General features: G+C 68.5%; 21 protein-coding genes. 8 read left to right on the top strand and 13 right to left on the bottom strand.

Translation table 11 applies throughout. The annotated features are described in order from the left end of the window. The first annotated feature begins 75 nt into the window (after positions 1 to 75). Positions 76 to 672: a DUF4126 domain-containing protein gene (locus PGB26_RS09380; RefSeq protein ID WP_271637363.1), complete on the top strand. Its 597-nt coding sequence runs from the start codon at positions 76 to 78 to the stop codon at positions 670 to 672. 48 nt (positions 673 to 720) lie between these two features. Here the strand turns inward: PGB26_RS09380 and coaE are convergent, their stop codons facing one another. Both coaE and rpsA read right to left on the bottom strand, forming a co-directional pair. Then, complete coding sequence (gene coaE / locus PGB26_RS09375) at positions 721 to 1,320, bottom strand: dephospho-CoA kinase (RefSeq protein WP_271637362.1); 600 nt, start codon at positions 1,318 to 1,320, stop codon at positions 721 to 723. A gap of 94 nt (positions 1,321 to 1,414) precedes the next feature. Then, complete coding sequence (gene rpsA / locus PGB26_RS09370) at positions 1,415 to 2,869, bottom strand: 30S ribosomal protein S1 (RefSeq protein WP_071643070.1); 1,455 nt, start codon at positions 2,867 to 2,869, stop codon at positions 1,415 to 1,417. 184 nt (positions 2,870 to 3,053) lie between these two features. On the opposite strand from rpsA, the gene PGB26_RS09365 reads away from it, so the two are divergent. After that, on the top strand, positions 3,054 to 3,986 hold the full coding sequence (locus tag PGB26_RS09365; protein ID WP_271637361.1) for a 5'-3' exonuclease: 933 nt from the start codon (positions 3,054 to 3,056) through the stop codon (positions 3,984 to 3,986). 1 nt (position 3,987) lies between these two features. Here PGB26_RS09365 and PGB26_RS09360 read toward each other — a convergent pair whose 3' ends face one another. Both PGB26_RS09360 and trpD read right to left on the bottom strand, forming a co-directional pair. After that, a complete protein-coding gene (locus tag PGB26_RS09360) occupies positions 3,988 to 4,977 on the bottom strand; it encodes a PHP domain-containing protein (RefSeq protein WP_271637360.1) in 990 nt (329 codons plus the stop codon). A 16-nt stretch (positions 4,978 to 4,993) separates the two neighbouring features. Further along, positions 4,994 to 6,058: an anthranilate phosphoribosyltransferase gene (trpD, locus tag PGB26_RS09355; protein ID WP_271637359.1), complete on the bottom strand. Its 1,065-nt coding sequence runs from the start codon at positions 6,056 to 6,058 to the stop codon at positions 4,994 to 4,996. A 190-nt stretch (positions 6,059 to 6,248) separates the two neighbouring features. Between trpD and ctaE the strand changes: the two genes are divergently transcribed. The 5 genes from ctaE (at position 6,249) to PGB26_RS09330 (ending at position 11,249) form a co-directional block, all read left to right on the top strand. Next, positions 6,249 to 6,905: an aa3-type cytochrome oxidase subunit III gene (gene ctaE / locus PGB26_RS09350; protein ID WP_191713428.1), complete on the top strand. Its 657-nt coding sequence runs from the start codon at positions 6,249 to 6,251 to the stop codon at positions 6,903 to 6,905. Between the two features lie 20 nt (positions 6,906 to 6,925). Then, positions 6,926 to 7,759: a cytochrome bc1 complex diheme cytochrome c subunit gene (gene qcrC, locus PGB26_RS09345; protein ID WP_271637358.1), complete on the top strand. Its 834-nt coding sequence runs from the start codon at positions 6,926 to 6,928 to the stop codon at positions 7,757 to 7,759. 36 nt (positions 7,760 to 7,795) lie between these two features. Further along, positions 7,796 to 8,875: a cytochrome bc1 complex Rieske iron-sulfur subunit gene (gene qcrA / locus PGB26_RS09340; RefSeq protein ID WP_191713278.1), complete on the top strand. Its 1,080-nt coding sequence runs from the start codon at positions 7,796 to 7,798 to the stop codon at positions 8,873 to 8,875. Beyond that, on the top strand, positions 8,872 to 10,680 hold the full coding sequence (gene qcrB / locus PGB26_RS09335) for a cytochrome bc1 complex cytochrome b subunit (RefSeq protein ID WP_271637357.1): 1,809 nt from the start codon (positions 8,872 to 8,874) through the stop codon (positions 10,678 to 10,680). The genes qcrA and qcrB overlap by 4 nt, the downstream gene beginning before the upstream one ends. Before the next feature lie 149 nt (positions 10,681 to 10,829). Then, positions 10,830 to 11,249, top strand: coding sequence for a rhodanese-like domain-containing protein (locus PGB26_RS09330; protein WP_271637356.1), 420 nt, complete (start codon positions 10,830 to 10,832; stop codon positions 11,247 to 11,249). Between the two features lie 302 nt (positions 11,250 to 11,551). Here the strand turns inward: PGB26_RS09330 and PGB26_RS09325 are convergent, their stop codons facing one another. The 5 genes from PGB26_RS09325 to PGB26_RS09305 form a co-directional block, all read right to left on the bottom strand. Further along, the gene (locus PGB26_RS09325; RefSeq protein WP_071643056.1) at positions 11,552 to 11,974 is read right to left on the bottom strand and encodes a cytochrome c oxidase subunit 4; all 423 of its coding nucleotides are present in this window, start codon (positions 11,972 to 11,974) and stop codon (positions 11,552 to 11,554) included. 3 nt (positions 11,975 to 11,977) lie between these two features. Beyond that, complete coding sequence (gene ctaD / locus PGB26_RS09320) at positions 11,978 to 13,702, bottom strand: aa3-type cytochrome oxidase subunit I (RefSeq protein WP_271637355.1); 1,725 nt, start codon at positions 13,700 to 13,702, stop codon at positions 11,978 to 11,980. 3 nt (positions 13,703 to 13,705) lie between these two features. Continuing rightward, a complete protein-coding gene (gene ctaC, locus PGB26_RS09315; protein WP_271637354.1) occupies positions 13,706 to 14,599 on the bottom strand; it encodes an aa3-type cytochrome oxidase subunit II in 894 nt (297 codons plus the stop codon). A gap of 87 nt (positions 14,600 to 14,686) precedes the next feature. Further along, positions 14,687 to 15,055: an iron-sulfur cluster insertion protein ErpA gene (gene erpA / locus PGB26_RS09310; RefSeq protein WP_071643050.1), complete on the bottom strand. Its 369-nt coding sequence runs from the start codon at positions 15,053 to 15,055 to the stop codon at positions 14,687 to 14,689. 102 nt (positions 15,056 to 15,157) lie between these two features. Continuing rightward, complete coding sequence (locus tag PGB26_RS09305; RefSeq protein WP_271637353.1) at positions 15,158 to 16,573, bottom strand: dipeptidase; 1,416 nt, start codon at positions 16,571 to 16,573, stop codon at positions 15,158 to 15,160. A gap of 44 nt (positions 16,574 to 16,617) precedes the next feature. On the opposite strand from PGB26_RS09305, the gene PGB26_RS09300 reads away from it, so the two are divergent. Next, a complete protein-coding gene (locus PGB26_RS09300; RefSeq protein WP_271637352.1) occupies positions 16,618 to 17,178 on the top strand; it encodes a DUF3043 domain-containing protein in 561 nt (186 codons plus the stop codon). A 48-nt stretch (positions 17,179 to 17,226) separates the two neighbouring features. On the opposite strand, the gene PGB26_RS09295 is transcribed toward PGB26_RS09300, so the two are convergent. The 4 genes from PGB26_RS09295 to PGB26_RS09280 are packed head-to-tail and all read right to left on the bottom strand — an operon-like array spanning position 17,227 to position 21,812. After that, on the bottom strand, positions 17,227 to 18,246 hold the full coding sequence (locus PGB26_RS09295; protein ID WP_271639631.1) for a quinone-dependent dihydroorotate dehydrogenase: 1,020 nt from the start codon (positions 18,244 to 18,246) through the stop codon (positions 17,227 to 17,229). Positions 18,247 to 18,258: 12 nt separating this feature from the next. Further along, positions 18,259 to 18,735 carry a transcriptional regulator NrdR gene (gene nrdR, locus PGB26_RS09290; RefSeq protein ID WP_271637351.1) on the bottom strand — a complete coding sequence of 159 codons (477 nt, stop codon included), beginning with the start codon at positions 18,733 to 18,735 and terminating at the stop codon, positions 18,259 to 18,261. Positions 18,736 to 18,766: 31 nt separating this feature from the next. Further along, entirely contained in the window at positions 18,767 to 20,080 is a 1,314-nt protein-coding gene (gene hisD / locus PGB26_RS09285) for a histidinol dehydrogenase (RefSeq protein ID WP_271637350.1), read from the bottom strand. A gap of 4 nt (positions 20,081 to 20,084) precedes the next feature. Continuing rightward, positions 20,085 to 21,812: a hypothetical protein gene (locus PGB26_RS09280; protein ID WP_271637349.1), complete on the bottom strand. Its 1,728-nt coding sequence runs from the start codon at positions 21,810 to 21,812 to the stop codon at positions 20,085 to 20,087. Between the last annotated feature and the right edge of the window lie 60 nt (positions 21,813 to 21,872).

Raw genomic sequence — 21,872 nt, 5'->3', positions numbered from 1 at the left:
TCCAGCCTACGAGTGGCCGCCGACATCGGGCGCGGATCGTCCGCCGCCGCGGGGGCGCCGCCGTAGGGTGTAACCGTGATCGAGTTCATCATCGGCAGCAGCCTGGCTGCGTCCGCCGGGCTGAACGCCTGGATGCCCCTGTTCCTGCTCGGTCTGTCCGACCGCCTTATTCCGGCCGTCGACCTCCCGGGCGGCTGGGCCTGGCTGTCGAGCGATATCGCCCTGTGGATCGTCGGAGCCCTGCTCGTGCTCGAGATCGTGGCCGACAAGGTCCCGGCGCTGGACTCGGTGAACGATATCGTGCAGAGCGTCCTGCGCCCGGCGTCGGGCGGCATCGCCTTCGGAGCCGGATCCAGCGCTCAGACGGTGGCGGTCGACGACCCGTCGACCTTCTTCACCGAGAGCACGTGGGCGCCGATCGTCGCCGGCATCGCCATCGCGCTGGTCGTTCATGTCGTCAAAGCCACCGGCCGCGTGGCCGCCAACACCGCGACGGCAGGCCTCGCGGCCCCCGTGCTGAGCACCGTCGAGGACGGCGCGTCGTTCGCGCTGGCCGCAGCAGCCATCGTCGTTCCGGTGCTCGCACTCGTCCTGCTCATCGGCCTCGCCGTCGCCGCCGTCATCCTCGTGCGCAGACGGCGGGCACGACGCCGTGAAGGGGCGACGACCTAGCGGCACCCGCGGCGGATCGCATTCCGCGGCAGGGCTGGCTGGGTACGATCACTCAGCGGTGAGCCGCTCCCACAGCCGGTCGACCTGCTCCTGCGTATGCTGCAGCGTTCCCGAGGTGTCGATCACGACATCCGCGATCGCACGTCTCGACTCGTCAGACACCTGCGACTCGATGCGCGCTCGCGCGTCCGCCTCCGTCAGGCCCCGCAGCTCCACGAGCCTGCGCTCGCGCACACCGGCCGGCGCGTCCGCGACGACGATCAGGTCCCAGGGGTCGTCGATCCTGGCCTCGACCAGCAGCGGCACGTCGTACACGACCACCGCGGCATCGTCCGCCGCGAGGGCCTCCTCGAATCGCCGCTGGGACTCCTGCCTCACGGCCGGATGCACGAGAGCGTTCAGCCTGGCCAGCGCGACCTGATCGCCGAACACCCTCGCTCCGAGCGCTGCGCGGTCCAGCGACCCGTCGGCGGCGATGACATCCGCCCCGAAGGCGTCCGCGATCGCCGTCAGAACCGGTCCCCCCGGCTGCTGCACCTCGCGCACGATCGCGTCGGCGTCGATGACGACTGCGCCGCGTTCGGCGAGACGGCCGGCTACGGTCGACTTTCCCGAGGCGATGCCGCCGGTGAGTGCGATAAGTGGCATCCTCCCATCCTGTCACGCGGCGACTTCTGCGCCGCGGAGACGCGAAGCGGGCCGCCACCCGAAGGTGACGGCCCGCATCAGAGGTGATCGGTGATCAGCTGTTGCCACCCGAGAGCTTCTCGCGCAGCGCGGCGAGAGCCTCGTCGTCGGCCAGCGTGCCGGCACCGGTCGAGTCGGTCGAGAACGTCTGAGCGCCGAAGTCGTCGCCCGCGGCGGCCTCGGCCTCGGCGGCCTTGACGACCTGAGCCTTGTGCGCCTCCCAGCGAGCCTGCGCAGCGGCGTACTCCTGCTCCCAGGCCTCGCGCTGAGCGTCGAAGCCTTCCTTCCAGGCACCGGTCTCGGCGTCGAAGCCCTCCGGGTACTTGTACTCGCCGTTCTCGTCGTACTCGGCGAGCATGCCGTACAGAGCCGGGTCGAACTCGGTGCCGTTGGGGTCGACAGACTCGTTGGCCTGCTTCAGCGACAGCGAGATGCGGCGACGCTCGAGGTCGATGTCGATGACCTTGACGAAGACCTCTTCGCCGACCGAGACGACCTGCTCAGCCAGCTCGACGTGCTTGCTGGAGAGCTCCGAGATGTGCACGAGGCCCTCGATGCCGTCTGCGACGCGCACGAACGCACCGAACGGAACGAGCTTGGTGACCTTGCCCGGTGCGATCTGGCCGATCGCGTGGGTGCGGGCGAAGACCTGCCACGGGTCCTCCTGGGTGGCCTTCAGCGACAGCGAGACGCGCTCGCGGTCGAGGTCGACCTCGAGGATCTCGACGGTGACCTCCTGGCCCACCTCGACGACCTCGGAGGCGTGCTCGATGTGCTTCCACGACAGCTCGGAGACGTGCACGAGACCGTCCACGCCGCCCAGGTCGACGAACGCACCGAAGTTGACGATCGACGACACGACACCCTTGCGGACCTGACCCTTGTGCAGGTTGTTCAGGAACGTGGTGCGCGACTCCGACTGGGTCTGCTCGAGCAGGGCGCGGCGGCTGAGCACCACGTTGTTGCGGTTCTTGTCGAGTTCGAGGATCTTCGCCTCGAGCTCCTGACCGAGGTACGGGGTGAGGTCGCGGACGCGGCGCAGCTCGATGAGCGACGCGGGCAGGAAGCCACGCAGGCCGATGTCGACGATGAGGCCACCCTTGACGACCTCGATGACGGTGCCGGTGACGACCCCGTCGTTCTCCTTGATCTTCTCGACGTCGCCCCAGGCGCGCTCGTACTGTGCGCGCTTCTTGGAGAGGATCAGACGGCCTTCCTTGTCCTCCTTCTGGAGAACGAGGGCCTCGACCTGGTCGCCGACGGCGACGACCTCGTTGGGGTCGACGTCGTGCTTGATGGAGAGCTCGCGCGAGGGGATGACACCCTCGGTCTTGTAGCCGACGTCGAGCAGAACCTCATCGCGGTCGATCTTGACGATCGTGCCTTCGATGATGTCGCCGTCGTTGAAGAACTTCAGGGTCTTCTCGACCGCGGCCAGGAAGTCCTCAGCAGAGCCGATGTCGTTGATCGCGACCTGCTTGGTGGCCGGGGCGGTCGTTGCGCTAGTCATGTAGTGGGTTGTCCTTGTGAATGGATGATCGGGCTTCGACGGCCGGCGCGCACGCCGGGTTGGATCCTCGAAGCGGTTGGATGTTGATTGCGATGCCACGAGGGCAGGCACAGGCCTGCCACGAGTGACACTTCAGATTATCAGATCCGCCGCCGCGCCGCTCGCCTCCTTCTAAGCTGAAGCCGTGACCGAACGACTGATGCTGCTCGACACCGCCAGCCTGTACTTCCGGGCCTTCTTCGGCGTGCCGGACAAGGTCAAGGCACCCGACGGGTCGTCGGTGAACGCGACCCGCGGACTGCTCGACATCATCGCCAAGCTCGTGACCCTCTATCAGCCGTCGCAGCTCATCGCCTGCTGGGACGACGACTGGCGTCCGCAGTGGCGGGTCGACCTGATCCCGAGCTACAAGGCGCATCGAGTCGTCGAGGAGGTTGCCGCGGCTCCCGACGTCGAGGAGGTTCCGGATGCCCTGCAGCAGCAGATCCCGCTGATCCGCGAGGCGCTCGGCATCCTCGGCATCCCCGTCATCGGCGCGGCGGAGCACGAGGCCGACGACGTCATCGGCACGCTCGCCACCGGAGCGGCTCTGCCCGTCGACATCGTGACGGGCGATCGCGACCTGTTCCAGCTCGTCGACGACAGCCGCGACGTGCGCGTGATCTACACGGCGCGGGGCATGAGCAACCTGGAGGTCGTCACCGACGAGACCGTCGTCGCCAAGTACGGAGTGCTCCCCTCGCAGTACGCCGACTTCGCCACGCTGCGCGGCGATGCGTCTGACGGCCTGCCCGGCGTGAAGGGCATCGGCGAGAAGACCGCGGCGACGCTGCTGCGCGCACACGGCGACCTGGCGGGCATCCGTGCGGCAGCCGCCGACGGCCTGCTCACCGCGAGCGCGGCGGCGCGGTTCGCCGAGGCCGCGGAGTACCTCGACGTGGCGCCCACCGTCGTGCAGGTCGCGACCGGTCTCGACGTCTCCGCGCCCGGCGTCGCACTGGGCGACCTCGACGAGGCGGCTCGCGATGCGGCCGGCGCTCTGGCGGAGAGATGGAACCTGGGCTCATCGATGTCGAGGGCGCTCAGCGCCCTGGCATCCACCCGAGAGGCCGGCTGATTCAGCCGCGCGCCCAGGCGCGCAGGCGCTCGAGCCCCCGCGTCGTGACGATGCGCTCCGCCGGCACCCCTGCCGCCTCGGCGCGCGCGGCACCGTGGTCGAGCAGCGAGAGCTGTCCGGGCGCATGCGCATCGGAGTCGATCGAGAACAGGCATCCCTCGTCGAGCGCGATCGCTATCAGGTCGTCCGGCGGATCCTGACGCTCGGGCCGCGAGTTGATCTCCACCGCCACCCCGTTCTCGGCGCACGCCGCGAACACCGCCCTCGCGTCGAACTGCGACGGCGGACGCGTGCCCCTCGACCCTTCGACGAGGCGCCCCGTGCAGTGTCCGAGCACGTTGACGCGCGGATCGGCCACGGCGGCCAGCATCCGACGGGTCATCGGGGCGGAATCCATCCGGAGTTTCGAATGGACCGAAGCGACGACGATGTCGAGCTCGTCCAGCAGCTCGGGTGCCTGATCCAGCGCACCGTCCTCGAGGATGTCCACCTCGATGCCGGCGAGCACTGCGAGCCCGTCGCCGGACTGCGCTCGCACCAGCGGGATCTGCTCGCGCAGCCGCTCCGCCGACAGACCGCGCGCGACCTTCAGCCTGGGCGAGTGGTCGGTGATGGCGAGGTACTCGTGGCCGAGCGCGCGTGCGGCCGCAGTCATGGTCTCGATCGGGGTGGTGCCGTCGGACCAGTCGGTGTGGCTGTGCAGGTCGCCCTTCAGACGCCCGCGCAGCACGGAGCGGCGCTCGGGATCGACCTCACCGCGCAGTTCGACGAGGTAGTCGGGCACCAGCCCCTCCTGCGCCTGCCGGATCACCGCGAAAGTCGAATCGCCGATGCCCTTCTGCGCTTTCAGCATGGTGGGGTCGCTCAGCACGTCCGGCGGGAGGGATGCCACCACCGCCGCCGCCTGACGGAACGCCTTCGCGCGATAGCGGGAGGCGCGCTCGCGCTCGAGCAGCGAGGCGATCTCGAGGAGGGCGTCGGCGGCGTCCACGATCCATCCGCTCCGCTCAGGCGGGCAGCGGCTCCCTGGTGACCTGCACCCACTGGTCGAGCTTCGCGGCTGCGCGGCCGTCGTCGATCACTGCGGCGGCGCGCAGGTACGCGTCGCGCAGCCGCTCGACGATGGGAACCTGGGTCAGAGTCGAGTCGTGCGAGAGCTCGTACGAGACGATGCCGGCGGCGGCGTTCAGCAGCACGATGTCGCGCACCGCCCCCTTCTCGCCCCCCAGGATGCGACGCAGCACCGACGCGTTGTGCTCGGGTGAGCCGCCGACGAGGTCGTCGAGGTCGGCGAGGGGGATGCCGAGGTCGCGCGGGTCGAGGTCGTGCTCGTGGATGTCTCCGCGGGTGACCTCCCAGATGCGGCTGTGCCCCGTGGTGGTGAGCTCGTCGAGTCCGTCGTCGCCGCGGAAGACGAGCGCGGTCGCACCCCGGGTGCGGAACACGCCTGTGATCAGCGGCACGCGGTCGAGCTGTGCGACGCCGACCGCGTTCGCCTCGGCGCGCGCGGGGTTGCACAACGGGCCGAGCATGTTGAACACCGTCGGCACCGCGAGCTCGGACCTCGCGACACCGGCGTGCTTGAACCCGGGGTGGAACGCCGCCGCCCACGCGAACGTGATGCCGGTGCGCTCGAGAGCCGCGGCCACGCGGTCGGGATCGAGCGAGATGTCCAGGCCGAGCGCGGCCAGCACGTCGGACGATCCGGATGACGAGCTCGCCGCACGGTTGCCGTGCTTGACCACCGGGATGCCGGACGCGCCGATGACGATCGCCGCAGTGGTCGAGATGTTCACGGTGCCGATGCGGTCGCCGCCCGTGCCGACGATGTCGAGCACGTCCGAGGAGACCGGAAGCGGGACGGCCGCCTCCAGGATCGCGTCGCGGAAGCCGACGATCTCGTCGATCGTCTCTCCCTTGGCGCGCAGCGCCACGAGGAACCCCGCGAGCTGGGCATCCGTCACCTTGCCGCGCATGACCTGCCGCATCGCCCAGGTCGATTCCCACACGCTGAGATCACGACGATCCAGCAGCGTCGAGAGCAAATCGGGCCAGGTGAGGGTGTCAGCCATGACTGCGATCCTAATCGCGCAGCGGATGATGCCGTTTCGAGATGACGGAGCCCGTCGGACGGATGCCATACCGCGCTGAGCGCGGAAAAGCAGCATATTCGCAGGCTCTTCTTAGGTCTTCCTTAGTCGCAGGACAGCGAGACAGGCCACGTCGGTGCGAGAATCCCCGCGCGGAATCGGCCATAATGGTCTGGTGACCACCTCAGCGACGTATGCCCCGGCGGCAAGAACCATCAAGCGCCCCAATCCGGTCGCTGTCGGCACCATCGTGTGGCTCGGCAGCGAAGTCATGTTCTTCGCGGGACTCTTCGCGATCTACTTCACGCTGCGCAGCACCTCCCCCGAGCTCTGGGCGGACCGCACCGAGCTGCTCAACGTGGTGTACGCCTTCGTCAACACCGTCATCCTGGTGGCGTCGTCGTTCACCTGCCAGATGGGCGTGTTCGCCGCCGAAGACCTGCAGCCCTATCGCATCGACAAGGGCAAGGTGAACGCCTTCGGCCGTCGTCGCCTGTTCGGCTGGGGCATGGTCGAGTGGTTCTGGCTCACCTTCATCCTCGGCGCGATCTTCGTCAGCGGCCAGGTGTGGGAGTACGCCCAGCTCGTCGCCGAGGGCCTTCCGATCACCGCCGACTCGTACGCCTCGGCGTTCTACATCACGACCGGCTTCCACGCTCTGCACGTCACCGGCGGTCTCATCGCCTTCGTGCTGGTCATCGGCCGCGCATACGCGGTCAAGAACTTCGGCCACAAGGAGGCGACCTCCTCGATCGTCGTGTCGTACTACTGGCACTTCGTCGACGTCGTCTGGGTCGCCCTGTTCGCCGTCATCTACTTCCTGAAATAAGAGCGGAGCGATTTCCCGAAATGGCACGAGTGAAGAAGCACCGCTCCCGCGGTCGCCGCAGTCCCCTCGCCGCTGCCGCGCTGATCGGCGCCGGCCTGCTGCTCACCGGCGGCGTGTACGCCGGTGCGTCCGCTGCTATGGCATCCACCGCTGACACGCAGACCAGTGCTGCGGCAGAGCTGACCGTCGAGGACGGCCAGAAGCTGTTCACCGCGAACTGCGCGACCTGCCACGGCATCGACATGCAGGGCACGAGCGAAGGACCGAGCCTCATCGGCGTCGGCGAGCTGTCCGTCGAGTTCCAGGTGGCGACCGGCCGCATGCCGCTGCAGATGCAGGGCCCGCAGGCGCCGCAGAAGCCCGTGCAGTTCACCGACGCGCAGATTCGCGCGATGGCCGCCTACGTGCAGAGTGTCGCTCCCGGCCCGAGCTACCCCGACAAGTGGGTGACCGCCGGCGAAGAGAACCCCGACAACGCGAGCGACGAGGTCGACATCGCAAACGGCGCGGAGCTGTTCCGCATCAACTGCGCGATGTGCCACAACGTCGCCGCCGCCGGTGGCGCTCTGACGGAGGGCAAGTACGCCCCCGCGCTGACCTCCACCAGCCCGCTGCACATCTACGCGGCCATGGTCACGGGCCCGCAGAACATGCCGGTCTTCGGCGACATGAACCTGAGCACCGAGGACAAGCGCGACATCATCGCCGCCCTCGTCTACCAGCAGGAGGCCGTGCAGATCGGCGGCTTCACGCTCGGATCGCTCGGTCCCGTGTCGGAGGGCCTGTTCATCTGGATCTTCGGAATCGGCGCGCTGGTCGCCCTCACCGTGTGGATCACGGCGAAGTCCAACTGACGCACTTTCATCGAAGAGTTACGTACGAGGAGCACCATGGCACACGACGACGACACGCAGGCTCTCGACAGGGCCTACGAGCCCTCGCGGGGGCTGGGCGTCGCAGTCAGCGATCCTGCGGAGAACCCGGGACTGCCGCCACACCGTGAGCGGATGACCGACAAGGACCCGCGCGCCGAGAAGGCTGCGGTCCGCACGGTCTACACCCTGTTTTACCTGTCGCTCGCCGGCAGCATCTGGGCGGTCGCCGCATACATGCTGTTCCCGATCGAGAGCGGCATGGCGATCGACATCCGCCACAACAACATGTACATCGGCATCGGCATCGCGTTCGCGCTGCTGGCGCTCGGCATCGGCGCGATCCACTGGTCGAAGGCGCTGATGTCCGACAAGGAGTACATCGAGCACCGCCACCCGACCCGCGGCAAGGACGCCACCCGCGCCGGCGCCGTCGAGGCGTTCGCCGCGGCCAACGAGGACTCGGGCTTCGGGCGCCGCGCGATCATCCGCAACTCGCTCATCGCCGCGGTCGTGGCCTCGATCCTGCCCGGCCTCACGCTGTTCCGGGGTCTCGCACCGCACAACAACTCGCACGGCAACCCCATCGCCGGTGACCCGGTCGCACTTCTCAAGCACACCATGTGGGAAGAGGGCATGCGCCTGGCGCGTGACCCCGAGGGCACCCCGATCCGCGCCGCGGACGTCACTCTCGGTTCGGCCTTCCACGTCATCCCCGAGCCGCTCGCCGAGCTCGGCCACAGCGAGGGATACATGGAGGAGAAGGCCAAGGCCATCGTGCTCCTCATGCGTCTGCGACCCGAGCAGCTGATCGAGGCCGAGGACCGCAAGGACTGGTCCTACGACGGCATCGTCGCCTACTCCAAGGTCTGCACGCACGTGGGCTGCCCCGTCGCGCTGTACGAGCAGCAGACCCACCACCTGCTGTGCCCGTGCCATCAGTCGCAGTTCGACGTCACGGACCACGCCAAGGTCATCTTCGGCCCGGCAGCGCGACCGCTGCCGCAGCTGCCCATCGCCGTCGACGATGAGGGCTACCTCATCGCGCAGAGCGACTTCACCGAACCCGTCGGTCCGAGCTTCTGGGAGCGTCATTGAGCACCGCAACTCTTAAAGAGGACACCAAGCAGAAGCCCCTGGGCGGACGCTTCATCGGCGCGACGGCGAACTACCTCGACGAGCGCACCAGCCTGTCGGGGCTCGTCAAGGAGCTCGGTCGCAAGATCTTCCCCGACCACTGGTCGTTCATGCTCGGCGAGATCGCGCTCTGGGCGTTCGTGGCCGTGTTCCTGTCGGGAACGTTCCTGACGTTCTTCTTCCAGGCCTCGATGGCCCCCACGCACTACACCGGCGCGTACGCGCCCTTGCGCGGCGTGGAGATGACGGCGGCCTTCGAGTCGGCGCTGCGCATCTCGTGGGACATCCGCGGTGGCCTTCTGGTTCGCCAGATCCACCACTGGGCGGCACTCGTGTTCATCGCCGGCATAGGCATCCACATGCTGCGCGTGTTCTTCACCGGCGCGTTCCGCAAGCCGCGCGAGCTCAACTGGGTGATCGGCTTCGTGCTCTTCATCCTCGCCCTGGCCGAGGGATTCACCGGCTACTCGCTGCCCGACGACCTGCTCTCGGGCAACGGTCTGCGCATCATCGACGGCATGATCAAGGGTCTGCCGCTGATCGGCACCTGGACCTCGTTCCTCATCTTCGGCGGCGAGTTCCCCGGCGACGACATCGTCGGCCGCCTGTACACGATGCACATCCTGCTGCTGCCGCTGCTGGTGATCGCGTTCATCGTGCTGCACCTGATGCTGATGGTGATCAACAAGCACACCCAGTTCGCCGGCCCCGGCCGCACGAACGACAACGTCGTCGGCTACCCGATGATGCCCGTGTACATGTCGAAGATGGGCGGCTTCTTCTTCATCGTCTTCGGTGTGATCGTCCTGATCGCCTCGTTCTTCCAGATCCTGCCGTTCTGGGATTACGGTCCCTACGACCCGTCCCCGATCTCGGCCGGCACTCAGCCTGACTGGTACATCGGCTTCGCCGACGGCGCCCTGCGTCTCGCTCCCCCGCACCTCGACGTCATGCTCGGCAACTTCACGCTGTCGCTCGGCATCGTCATCCCGGTGCTGGTGCTCGGACTGTTCATCGTCGCCGTGGCGATCTACCCGTTCCTCGAGGCGTGGATCACGGGCGACAAGCGCGAGCACCACATCGCCGACCGTCCCCGCAACGCCCCGACCCGCACCGCCATCGGTGTCGCCGGGATGATCTTCTACGCGGTGCTCTGGGCTGCGGCCTCGTCCGACCTCATGGCCACGCACTTCATGCTGACCATGGAGGGTGTCATTCACGCCCTGCAGGCCCTGCTCTTCGTCGGCCCGATCCTCGGGTACTTCGTGACGAAGCGCATCTGCATCGCGCTGCAGAAGAAGGATCGCGAGATCGTGCTGCACGGCTACGAGTCGGGCCGCATCGTCCGCCTCCCCGGCGGCGAGTTCATCGAGGTGCACCAGCCGGTCGACGTGTACGACCGCTGGAAGCTCATCGACTACACAAGCTACGAGCCGCTCGTCGTGCGTCCGAACGCCAAGGGTCGCATCCCGTGGCACCAGAACCTGCGCAGCTCGATCTCGCGCTGGTTCTACGAGGACCGTCTGCAGCCGCTGACGCAGGCCGAGATCGCGGCCGCCGATGCGCACCAGCAGCACACGCTGGCGCACGACGCGGAGATCGAGGCGGCGGAGATCGCCGGCGCTCATGAGCGTGCCGGCGTCACCTCCGACGACCAGATCGCTGCGACCGACCTGCACGTCGACGAGACGCCGAACACCCCGAGTTCGGTGATCGCCAAGGAGCCGGCCAAGTCGCGCAAGAAGAAGTCGGAGGACGGCGAGTAAGCCGCACTCCCCCACGACTGAGGGCCCGTCCGTTTCGGACGGGCCCTCAGTCGTATCCGCGATCTGGACGCTCGGCGCGTCGTGGATCGCCGACTGCCCTCGTCGTCATCGACGGCCGCGGTCGTGGCACTGCCGAGTAGCCTGACACCATGATCGATCGCCACGAGTTCTTCGCAGCCAAACTCGAGTACGAGACCGACCCGAGCGACGTCCACGCCGCTCAGAAGGCCGGCGCCCCACTGGTCGTGGTGGATGTGCGCTCTGACGAGGCGTGGGCGCAGGGACGCGTCCCCGGGGCACTGCACATGCACTACAGCGAGATCGCCCGTCGGGCGCCCGAGGAGATCCCGGCGGACGCTTCGGTGGTCGTGTACTGCTGGAGCCCCGGCTGCAACGCCGGGGCGAAGGGCGCGCTCGAGTTCGCGAGGCTGGGCTTCGAGGTCCGCGAGATGATCGGCGGCTTCGAGTACTGGGTGCGCGAGGGATACCCCGTCGAGGACCACGACGGCACCCATCGCCGCCCTGTCGACGCCCTGACCGGCGTTCCGCGTGTGCGGACCAGAGCGTGACGGATCGGCGTATGACGTCCAGGGCGTGACGTAGCGGCCTCGCTTGCCCTGCCTGAACGCGCTCAGGCAGGCGTTGCCGTCCCAGAGACGCCCCTGAACGCACCCAGGCAGGCGTCGCAGTCCCAGAGACGCCTCTGAACGCACCCACAGGCCCGCCTTGCCGTCCCAGAGACGCCCTGAGCGCGCCAATGCCCCCTTCCCTTGGACATCCCAGACACGCCCGAACGCGGCCCCTGCGCCGGATGCGGACGACGAAAAGGCCCCTGGATCAATCCAGGGGCCTTTCTCGACGGAGCTTGGCGTCAGCGCGCGAAGTGCCCGCGGTAGTACTCGTACACCCAGCCGACGATCGCGACGAGGAAGATCGCCACACCGATCGGCAGCAGGAACTGACCGACCGCGAGGCCGAGCAAGAAGACACCTGCGGAGGCGGCGAGGACCAGCGGCCACCACGACCACGGCGAGAACTCGCCGAGCTCGGGGTCACCGTCGTCGATGTCCGCCGTCAGGACGTCTTCGGGGAGCTCTCCACCCTGCGCCTTGTACGTGCGCTGCAGGTAGACGGCGATCATGGCACCCATGAAGGCGACGAACAGGAGCGCCACCGTGCCCACCCATTCCACGTAGCCGTGGAAGGGGTCGACCAGGTTCCAGATCGTGTAGACGATGGACGCGATCGTGAAGAAGACCGCGATGATCCACCAGAGGATGACATTGCTGCGCATGACTTACTTGACCTCTCCCGCTGCGACGCCCACCGGGTGCTCTGCGGCCTCGGGGTGGTTCAGATCGAACGCCGGACGCTCACTGCGGATGCGCGGGATCGACGTGAAGTTGTGACGCGGCGGCGGGCACGAGGTGGCCCACTCCAGCGATGCACCGTAGCCCCACGGGTCGTCGACGGTGACCTTCGGCGCCTTGCGGGCGGTGATCCACACGTTGAGGAAGAAGGGCAGCATCGAGGCGCCGAGAATGATCGCACCGATCGTGGAGACCTGGTTGCCCCACTCCCAGTTGTCATAGGTGGAGTAGTCCGCGTAACGACGGGGCATGCCGTCCACGCCCAGCCAGTGCTGCACGAGGAAGGTCATGTGGAAGCCGATGAACAGCATCCAGAAGTGGATGTAGCCCAGGCGCTCGTTGAGCATGCGGCCGGTCCACTTCGGCCACCAGAAGTAGAAGCCGGCGAACATCGCGAACACGACGGTGCCGAACACCACGTAGTGGAAGTGGGCGACGACGAAGTACGAGTCGCTCAGGGCGAAGTCCAGCGGCGGAGCCGCGAGGATCACGCCGGTGAGTCCACCGAAGACGAAGGACACGAGGAAGCCGAGGGCGAACACCATCGGCGTCTCGAAGGTGATCGAGCCTCGCCACATCGTGCCGATCCAGTTGAAGATCTTCACACCCGTCGGCACCGCGATGAGCATGGTCATCAGCGAGAAGAACGGAAGCAGCACGCCGCCGGTCACGTACATGTGGTGAGCCCACACGGCCACCGAGAGGGCGGCGATCGCGATGGTCGCGTACACCAGCGTCTTGTAGCCGAAGATCGGCTTGCGGCTGAACACGGGGAAGATCTCGGACACGATGCCGAAGAACGGCAGCGCGATGATGTACACCTCGGGGTGACCGAAGAACCAGAACAGGTGCTGCCACAGCAGCACGCCACCGTTCGCGACGTCGTAGATGTGCGAACCGAGCACGCGGTCGGCCGCTGCGGCGAGGATCGCCGCGGCGAGCACCGGGAACGCCATCAGGATCAGGAGGCTGGTGATCAGCGTGTTCCACGAGAAGATCGGCATGCGCCACATGGTCATGCCGGGTGCGCGCATGGTGATGACCGTGGTGATGAAGTTCACCGCGCCGAGGATGGTGCCGAAACCGGACATGCCGAGGCCGAGCATCCAGAGGTTGCCGCCCACGCCCGGCGAGAACGACGAGTTGGCGAGCGGCTGGTACGCGAACCATCCGAACGAGGCCGCGCCCTGCGGGGTGAGGAAGCCGGCGATGGCGATGATCGAGCCGAAGGTGAACAGCCAGAAGGCGAACGCGTTCAGACGCGGGAACGCCACGTCGGGCGCGCCGATCTGCAGCGGCAGGATCGCGTTGGCGAAGCCGGCGAACAGCGGCGTCGCGAACATCAGCAGCATGATCGTGCCGTGCATCGTGAACAGCTGGTTGTACTGCTCCTTGGTGGGCACGATCTGCATGCCGGGAGCGAAGAGCTCGGCGCGGATGATCAGCGCCATCACACCGCCGAGGAGGAAGAACAGCACCGACGCGATCAGGTACATGTACCCGATCGTCTTGTGGTCGGTGGAGGTCATCCACTTGACGATGATGTTGCCCTTCTGCTCCACGCGGGAGGAGGTGAGCAGGGCTGCCTGACGCGGTGGCAGCGTGGTCGGGCGGGCGCCCGGCGCTGTCGTGGGTTCAGCTGTGGTGGTCATGGCTTACTCCTCTTCCTCGGGATGCGTGCTCGCGCCGTTCCCGGGGAGATTGCTGAGTCGGTCGTAGGCGTCGGTGATGTCGCCCGTGTTGCCCTGCTCGCGCAGGGTCTCGAGGTATGCGTCGTACTCGTCCTGCTCGACGACCTTCACGTTGAAGAGCATCATCGAGTGGTACTCACCGCAGAGCTCGGCGCACTTGCCGTCGTACTCGCCGACGCGCGTGGGGACGAAGGACCAGGAGTTGTCCTTGCCGATGTACATGTCCTTCTTGTACAGGAAGTCGATGATCCAGAAGGAGTGGATCACATCACGTGACTGCAGGTCGATCGTGACCTTCTTGTCGACGGGCAGCACGAGCGTCGGGAGCTTCTCGCGCTCGATGTCGCCGTTCTCGTCGGGATCGGCCTGCACGCCCATGGTCCACACGGCGTCGTCTTCGTCTTCGCCGCCGTACTGGAAGTCCCATGCCCACTGCTTGGCGATCGCGGTGATCTCGACATCGGGCTCATCCCACTGCGTCTCGATGTCGGCCTGGTCGCGCGCGGTGAAGAAGAACATGCCGAGCACGAGGATCAGCGGGATCACCGTGTAGAGGATCTCGATCGGCATGTTGTAGCGCAGCTGGACCGGAAGACCGGTCTGACCGGTGCGCCGGCGGTACATGACGAGGGCCCATCCCATCAGGGCCCACGTGATCACACCGACGGCCAGCAGAACGACCCACGAGGTTACCCACAGACCGGAGACCGTCTCGGTCTGGTTGGTCGCGGGGGTGCCGTCTTCGACGAAGCCCGGAAGGAATCCATTGAGTTCGGTGGGAGTACATCCCGCCAGGGCCACAGCTGCCGCTGCTCCCAGCGGGAGCGCGGCCCAACGAAGGCGGCGTTTCGAGGGCACGATGCACCTTTCAGATCTCGGACAGGAGCAGACTCAAGTCTAGGGCAACCTCACACGCGATTCATGCCAACCACGCAGGTAGTGGCCTCAGTGGAAGCTGTCACCGCAGGCGCAGCTGCCGGCGGCGTTGGGGTTGTCGATCGTGAAGCCCTGCTCGGAGATGGTGTCCTTGAAGTCGATCGACGCGCCGTCCAGGTAGGGCACGCTCATGTTGTCGATGATGACCTCGACGCCGTCGAAGTCGACGGTCTCGTCACCTTCCAGGTAGCGCTCGTCGAAGTACAGCTGGTAGATCAGCCCCGAGCATCCGCCGGGCTGCACGGCCACGCGCAGGCGCAGGTCGTCACGGCCCTCCTGCTCGAGCAGGCTCTTCACCTTGAGCGCTGCGGCATCGGTCAGCGAGACGCCGTGGGCGGGGGCGGCGGTGGGCTCTGAGGTCAGGGTGGTGTCGCTCATCTCAACTCCTTGCAACGGGCAGCGCGGTCTCGCTGCTCGTGCATGATTCTACCGCCGCCGGTGCCCGCAGGGCCGATCCTCGTCGGGCACCGATGCGGCGGCTCAGGAGCCGGCGGCGCGCTCGTTCATCCTGGCGAGCAGCAGCGCCTCGGTGCGCACCGCGTTGCGGAACGTGTCGAGGTGCAGCGACTCGTTCGGGCTGTGCGCACGCGAGTGCGGATCCTCGACGCCGGTGACGAGGATCTGCGCGCCCGGGAACTCCCGGACCAGGTCTGCCACGAACGGGATCGATCCGCCGACGCCGAGGTCCACGGCGTCGACGCCGTAGCCGTCACCCATCGCGGCGCGGGCGAGCTCGACGGCCCATCCCGAGGTGTCGACGAGGAAGCCGTCGCCGAGGTCGACGTCGGAGAAGGTCAGCTCCGCACCGAACGGCGCACGCTCGCGCAGGTGCCGCTCGAGCGCCGCGTAGGCGTCGGTCGCGCTCTGGCCGGGGGCGACCCGCGCGCTGATCACGAGACTCACCTCGGGCAACAGCGTGTTGGACGCCGCGGCCACGCTCGTGACGTCCATCCCGGTGATCGTGATCGAGGGCTTGTTCCAGATCCGGCCGTAGATGTCGTCACGTCCGATCGGACTGACGCCGTCGAGGAGGCCAGCCTCGTCGCGCAGGGTCTGCTCGGTGTACTCGGGCGTCTCCGCCTGCCTGCTGGCCATCCCCTCGACCGCGACCGCGCCGTCGGCATCCCAGAGCGTCGCGAGCAGCGTGACGGCGGCCATCATGGCATCCGGAACCGCTCCCCCGAACATGCCCGAGTGCGAGGCGTGCTCGAGAGTGCGGACGGTGAGGGTGAACCGGGCGTTGCCGCGCAGCGAGACGGTGAGCCCCGGCGTGCGGGAATCGAGATTCCCCGAATCCGCCACGACGATCGCGTCGGCACGGAGCGCGTCGGCGTTGTCGCGCAGGAAGCGGGCGAAGGAGCGCGAGCCGTACTCCTCCTCGCCTTCGATGAAGAGCGAGACGCCGAGGTCGAGGTCGTCGCCGAGCACCTCTGCGACAGCCCGCAGCGCGGCGATGTGCGCCATGATCCCCGCCTTGTCATCCGCGGCGCCGCGGCCGTACAGACGTCCGTCGCGAACAGTCGGCTCGAAGGGCGGCGTATCCCACAGTTCATCGGCCCCCGGCGGCTGCACGTCGTGGTGCGCGTAGAGGAGGATCGTCGGACGACCGTTGCGCGCGGCCCTGGTCGCGAGCACAGCGGGCTGACCGAGTTCGTCGGTGTCGTCGACGTGCGCGCGCAGCACCCGCACGTCGTCGAACACGCCGGTTCCCCTGGCGAGCTCGGCGACGGCTTCCGCCGAGCGCTCCAGCTGCGTCTGGTCGAACGCGGGCCAGGCGATGCCGGGGATGCGCACCAGCGCACCCAGGTCGGCCAGAGCGGATGGGATGCCGAGGGCCACCGCCTCGAGCAGCGCGGTCTCCGCGGCGGACGAGGCAGGCGATGCAGGGGATGTCATGCGAGTAATCTTAAGACGAACCCGATTCCGAACTGAGGTCGAACGTGCCCAACCCCACCCCCGCCGCCGACGACGCCCCCGAGACGCCCGCCGTGGGCAAGGGTCGCGCTACGCCCACCCGCGCAGAGCGCGAGGCGGCCAACCGACGCCCCCTGGTCGCGAACACGAAGGAGGCTCGCGCGGCGGCGAAGGCCGATCTGCAGGCGCGCCGTCAGCGAGCCCGCATCGGCATGGAGAACGGCGAGGACAAGTACCTCCCCGCGCGCGACCGCGGTCCGCAGCGGCGCTGGGTGCGCGACTACGTCGACGCCGGATGGCACATCTCCGAATGGCTGATGGCCGCGATGCTGCTGGTCATCGTGCTCAGCCTCATCGACATCCCCGCGATCCAGCTGTGGGCCATGGTCGGACTGTGGGGCTACATGCTGCTCGCCGTCGGCGACATGGTGCTGCTGAGCATGCGGGTGAAGAAGAAGGTCGCCGCCAAGTTCAGCCTCGAGCGTCGCGAACGCGGACTGGGCTGGTATGCGGCGATGCGATCGCTGCAGATGCGCTTCATGCGTCTGCCGAAGCCGCAGGTCAGCCGCGGTCAGTACCCCGACTGACTCTCGACGAGCTCAGGGACCCAGGTTCTGTTCCGAGGCCTGTGCCGCTCAGCGGCGCAGGCCTCTGTTGATCTGCCTGGCCCACAGCGGACCCCGGTACAGGAACGCGGTGTAGCCCTGCACGAGAGTCGCACCGGCGTCGAGGCGGCGCTGCACGTCGTCAGCGGTCTCCACTCCCCCGACCGCGATCACGCAGAAGTCATCCGGCACCACGCGCCGCACGACGGCGAGGACCTCGAGCGAGCGCTCCTTCAGCGGCGCGCCGGAGAGCCCGCCGGCGCCCGCCGCCTCGACGATCCCCGGATCGGTCATCAGACCGTCTCGCGAGATGGTCGTGTTGTGGGCGATGATCCCGGCCAGCCCCTCCGCCACCGCCATCCGGGCGATGGCCTCGATCTCGTCATCGGGCAGATCCGGCGCGATCTTCACCAGCAGCGGCGTCCGTCCCGCCGCCTGCTTCACCGCGCGCAGCAGCGGGGCGAGCGTCTCCACGGCCTGCAGGCCGCGCAGGCCGGGCGTGTTCGGCGACGAGACGTTCACGGCGAGGTAGTCGGCGAGGGGCGCGAGCCGGGTGGCGGAGGTGACGTAGTCGCCGACGGCGTCTTCCACAGCGACCACGCGGCTCTTGCCGATGTTCACGCCGATCACCGCGTGCGGCGCGCGCCTGCGCAACGCGGCGAGCCGGCGCGCCGCGGCATCCGCCCCCTCGTTGTTGAAGCCCATCCGGTTGATCACTGCGCGGTCCGCGATGAGACGGAACAGCCGGGGCTTCGGGTTGCCCTCCTGCGGGATGGCGGTGATCGTGCCGATCTCGACGTGCCCGAAGCCGAGCGCGTCCAGACCCCGCACACCCACGGCGTTCTTGTCGAACCCCGCGGCGACCCCGAACGGCGAGGGGAACACGAGGCCGAGCGCGCGCACCTCCTGCTCGGGGCGCGGCGCCGTCAGCGCCCGCGCGACCCACGAGAAGGGCCGTACGCCGAGCACGCGGATGACGGCCATCGCGGCGTGGTGCGCGGACTCCGGGTCGAAGCGCGCGAGGACGTGGCGGAAGAGCAGTGAGTACATCACTGCCCAAGGTTACCGGTCGTCGGATTCCGCTTCTGCCGTCGCGTGGTCGGCACGCAGGTCGCCGATCGCGCGTTCGAAGTCGTCGAGCGAGTCGAACGCCTGGTACACGCTCGCGAACCGCAGGTAGGCCACCTCGTCGAGTTCACGAAGGGGGCCGAGGATGGCGAGCCCGATCTCGTTGGTGTCGAGCTGCGAGACGCCGGTCTGCCGCACCGCCTCCTCGACCTTCTGCGCGAGCAGCGCCAGATTCGCCTCGGTGACGGGCCGGCCCTGACAGGCCTTGCGCACGCCCGAGATCACCTTGTCGCGGCTGAACGCCTCCATCACTCCCGAGCGCTTGATGACCATCAGGCTCGCCGTCTCGGTCGTCGAGAACCGTCCACCGCACTCCGGGCACTGTCGACGGCGGCGGATCGACAGGCCGTCGTCGCTGGTGCGGGAGTCGATGACGCGGGAGTCCGGATGCCGGCAGAAGGGGCAGTGCATGATCGGTCAGCCTACTCGCTCGCCCACCTGCTCACCGGGAGGCGGGGGCGAAGCGCGCCTCGACGGCGTCTCCGTGGGCGGGCAGGATCTCGGCGTTCGCGAGAGCGACGACTCCCGCCCTCACCTCGGCGAGTGCCGCGTGGTCGTATTCGATGACCTGCTGCGGACGCAGGAACGTGTACGCGCCGAGCCCGGCGGCGTAGCGGGCCTGACCGCCGGTGGGCAGCACGTGGTTGCTGCCGGCCATGTAGTCCCCGAGGCTGACCGGCGTCTGATCTCCGACGAACACCGCGCCCGCGCTCGTGAAGCGCTCGGCTGCGGCAGAGGCGTCGGCGAGGTGCAGTTCGAGGTGCTCAGGGGCGTAGGCGTTGCTGAACGCCTCGGCCATCGCGCGGTCGTCCACGAGGACGATGGCCGACTGCGGTCCGCCGAGCGCCTCGGCGACCCGCGCGGCGTGGGTGGTCGCCGATGCGAGCTGCGCCACCGCCGAGGCGACGCGTTCGGCGAGCTCGACGGAGTCGGTCACCAGCACAGCGGACGCCTGCTCGTCGTGCTCGGCCTGGCTGATCAGGTCGGCGGCGATGAGGTCGGCGTCGGCCTCGGCATCCGCGACGATGAGGATCTCGGTCGCACCGGCCTCGGAATCCGTGCCGACGACGCCCGCGACGACGCGCTTCGCGGAGGCGACGTAGTTGTTGCCCGGGCCCGAGACGACGTCGACCGGGTCGAGTCCGAGTTCGGCGACTCCGTGAGCGAGGGCGCCGATGGCGCCGGCGCCGCCGATCGCGTAGATCTCGTCGATCCCGAGCAGGTCGGCGGCGGCGAGGATCGTCGGGTGCACCCGTCCGCCGTGCGCGGCCTGCGGCGGGGACGCCAGAGCGATCGAGGTGACTCCGGCCACCTGCGCGGGGACGACGTTCATCACCACGCTGGATGCCAGCGGCGCCTTGCCACCGGGGATGTACACCCCCGCGCGCGTCACCGGCTGCCACCGCTGGGTGATCTTCGCGCCCGGTCCGATCTGGGTGGTCTGCGCGCTGGGGACCTGAGCTGCCGAGCCCCGGCGGACGCGGTCGATGGCGGCCTCGAGAGCGGAGCGGACGTCCGGGTCGACGGATGCCGCGGCTTCGGCGACGTGCTCGGCGGGAACGCGGATGGGGTGACCGCTCACCCGGTCGAAGCGCTCAGCCTGCTCGCGCAGCGCGGCCTCGCCCGACGTGCGCACCGCGTCGACGATCGCTGCGGCGGCTTCGAGCGCTTCGGCACGCGCCTGCGTCGCTCGCGGCACGACCGCGAGCATGTCGGAGGGTGAGAGGGTCTTGCCCCGAAGATCGATCGTGCGCACGCGCTCAGCCTTTCGTGATGTCGAAGATGTCGTGGAGGTAGCCGATCCGGCCGTCCTCATGTCGCACGACGAACGCGCCGCCGCGGTCCTCGATGGCCAGCGCCCACGCCGTCGGGCCGATCCGGAACAGCGGCTCGCCGCGCTCGTCGAGCACATCGCGCTCGGTGGGAGCGAGGATCCAGAACGGCTCGGGCTGGCCGAAGGAATCGGTCTCGGCCGCCTGCTCGGCGCGGGTGCGCCGCAGCGGCTGCTCCTCGGCTTCGACGACGGCGGCCCCGGCGGCGCCGGGCAGACCGTCGGGCGCCGTGTTGTGCTCGACCGATCGGTTCGAGTCGGCGGCGTCGTCGGCGAAGATGCTCTGCAGCGCCTCGACCGCCGCGGTGTTGTAGAGCACCTCGGTGTCGTCGACGGTGTCGTCATCGCGGTGGTCGTCGCGGTCGTCAGGGACGGGCTCCGGCTCGGGTGCGGCGTGTTCGGGCAGAGAGTGCGGCGCTGGTTCGTACACCGCAGATCCCGATTCCGGTGCGGGCTCGGGAACGAGCTCGGGCTCGGGCTCGGGCTCGGGAACGAGCTCGGGCTCGGGCTCGGGATCGGGCGAGATGAACTCCGGCACGGGCGAGGATTCGGGCTCGGGCTCCGATTCGAACGAGAACTCGGGCGCAGGCTCGGGCTCGGCAGAGAACTCGGGCGCGGGCGGAGAGACCTCGGGCTCGGTCGACTCGGGCACCGGCACGGATGCGCCGCGCTCGGGCGAGACGAGCTCGGACTGCACCGGCTCTGTCGAGTCGGCGCTCGATGCGGTCGGCTCCGACGCATCAGGCTGCGACTCGTCCGCGACCGGCTCGATGAGAGCCTGCTCTCCCTGAGCCGCCTCGGTCGGTGCGAGGTCGGCATCCCAGACATCCGGAGCGGAGCGGTGCTCCGGTGCGGATGCCCAGTTCCGCGCATCCGGCGCCGCGCCCGCGTCCGGGATGACCGTCGTCAGCGCGGTGTCGACGCGCGGCTCTGCCGTCGCGGCACGTGCTCCGTCACGCGGCTCGGCCTGCGGCGCGATGTCGCCTGCACCCGCCGGCGGCGTGACGGACTCGCGCTCAGCCCGCAGACGCGGGATCACGGGACGGACCGGGTTCGCGTTGCGGTGCGCGAGGGTCTCCAGGCGACCATGGAAGTCCTCACGCAGCCGCGGCAGCACGGGGGCGAACACCGTCGCCGCCACGAGTGCGAGCATCGCCAGCTGCCCCACCACGGCCACCCAGCCGATCAGCACGACACCGGTCTCGACGGTGGCGGCGATCTGCTGCCACAGCACCTGAGCCCATGACACCGCCGCGACGGTCGCCGCGACGGAGGCGAACTGGTCGATGCCCAGCGATCCGACGCGGCGGATCCCGTCCGGCGAGAGCCGTCGAAGCACGACGAGGAACACCGCCGCGGTCGGCACGCCCATCATCAGGATCCAGTGGATGCCCGACGTCCACACCGTGTCTCCGATCGGGCCGATCGGGAAGAACGAGGCGACGAAGCCGACCAGCCAGGCGCCGACGATGATGAGCTCGCGGAGCGTGAAGCCGAGGATGCCGTACTCGGGCTGCACCTGGTCTTCGTAGAGCACTCCGTCGTCGTCCGGGTCGATGTCGTCGGGGTCGACGCCCGCCTCCGAGCGCGCATCCGCGCGCAGGCGAGGCTCTTCCGCCGACGCGTCGTGGGCGCTGCTCGGCCTGTCGAAGCTCATCGAGGGTCCTTTCGTTCGTGGTGGGTGGCCACGCGAATCATGATGATACTCACCGCACCA

It is taken from the genome of Microbacterium sp. nov. GSS16 (genome assembly GCF_028198145.1).
Classification (GTDB): domain Bacteria; phylum Actinomycetota; class Actinomycetes; order Actinomycetales; family Microbacteriaceae; genus Microbacterium.
Note: the sequence above shows the minus strand (reverse complement) of the source record. Positions and strands in the feature narration are given on the sequence as shown.

What these genes read in the sequence shown, in the direction of transcription:
- nrdR (WP_271637351.1), bottom strand. Translation starts at nt 18,735, where the DNA reads ATGCACTGCCCCTTCTGCCGGCATCCGGACTCCCGCGTCATCGACTCC.
- PGB26_RS09295 (WP_271639631.1), bottom strand. Translation starts at nt 18,246, where the DNA reads ATGTACTCACTGCTCTTCCGCCACGTCCTCGCGCGCTTCGACCCGGAG.
- PGB26_RS09305 (WP_271637353.1), bottom strand. Translation starts at nt 16,573, where the DNA reads ATGACATCCCCTGCATCGCCTGCCTCGTCCGCCGCGGAGACCGCGCTG.
- rpsA (WP_071643070.1), bottom strand. Translation starts at nt 2,869, where the DNA reads ATGACTAGCGCAACGACCGCCCCGGCCACCAAGCAGGTCGCGATCAAC.
- ctaD (WP_271637355.1), bottom strand. Translation starts at nt 13,702, where the DNA reads ATGACCACCACAGCTGAACCCACGACAGCGCCGGGCGCCCGCCCGACC.
- coaE (WP_271637362.1), bottom strand. Translation starts at nt 1,320, where the DNA reads ATGCCACTTATCGCACTCACCGGCGGCATCGCCTCGGGAAAGTCGACC.
- PGB26_RS09325 (WP_071643056.1), bottom strand. Translation starts at nt 11,974, where the DNA reads ATGCGCAGCAATGTCATCCTCTGGTGGATCATCGCGGTCTTCTTCACG.
- erpA (WP_071643050.1), bottom strand. Translation starts at nt 15,055, where the DNA reads ATGAGCGACACCACCCTGACCTCAGAGCCCACCGCCGCCCCCGCCCAC.
- PGB26_RS09330 (WP_271637356.1), top strand. Translation starts at nt 10,830, where the DNA reads ATGATCGATCGCCACGAGTTCTTCGCAGCCAAACTCGAGTACGAGACC.
- PGB26_RS09280 (WP_271637349.1), bottom strand. Translation starts at nt 21,812, where the DNA reads ATGAGCTTCGACAGGCCGAGCAGCGCCCACGACGCGTCGGCGGAAGAG.
- trpD (WP_271637359.1), bottom strand. Translation starts at nt 6,058, where the DNA reads ATGGCTGACACCCTCACCTGGCCCGATTTGCTCTCGACGCTGCTGGAT.
- qcrC (WP_271637358.1), top strand. Translation starts at nt 6,926, where the DNA reads ATGGCACGAGTGAAGAAGCACCGCTCCCGCGGTCGCCGCAGTCCCCTC.
- qcrA (WP_191713278.1), top strand. Translation starts at nt 7,796, where the DNA reads ATGGCACACGACGACGACACGCAGGCTCTCGACAGGGCCTACGAGCCC.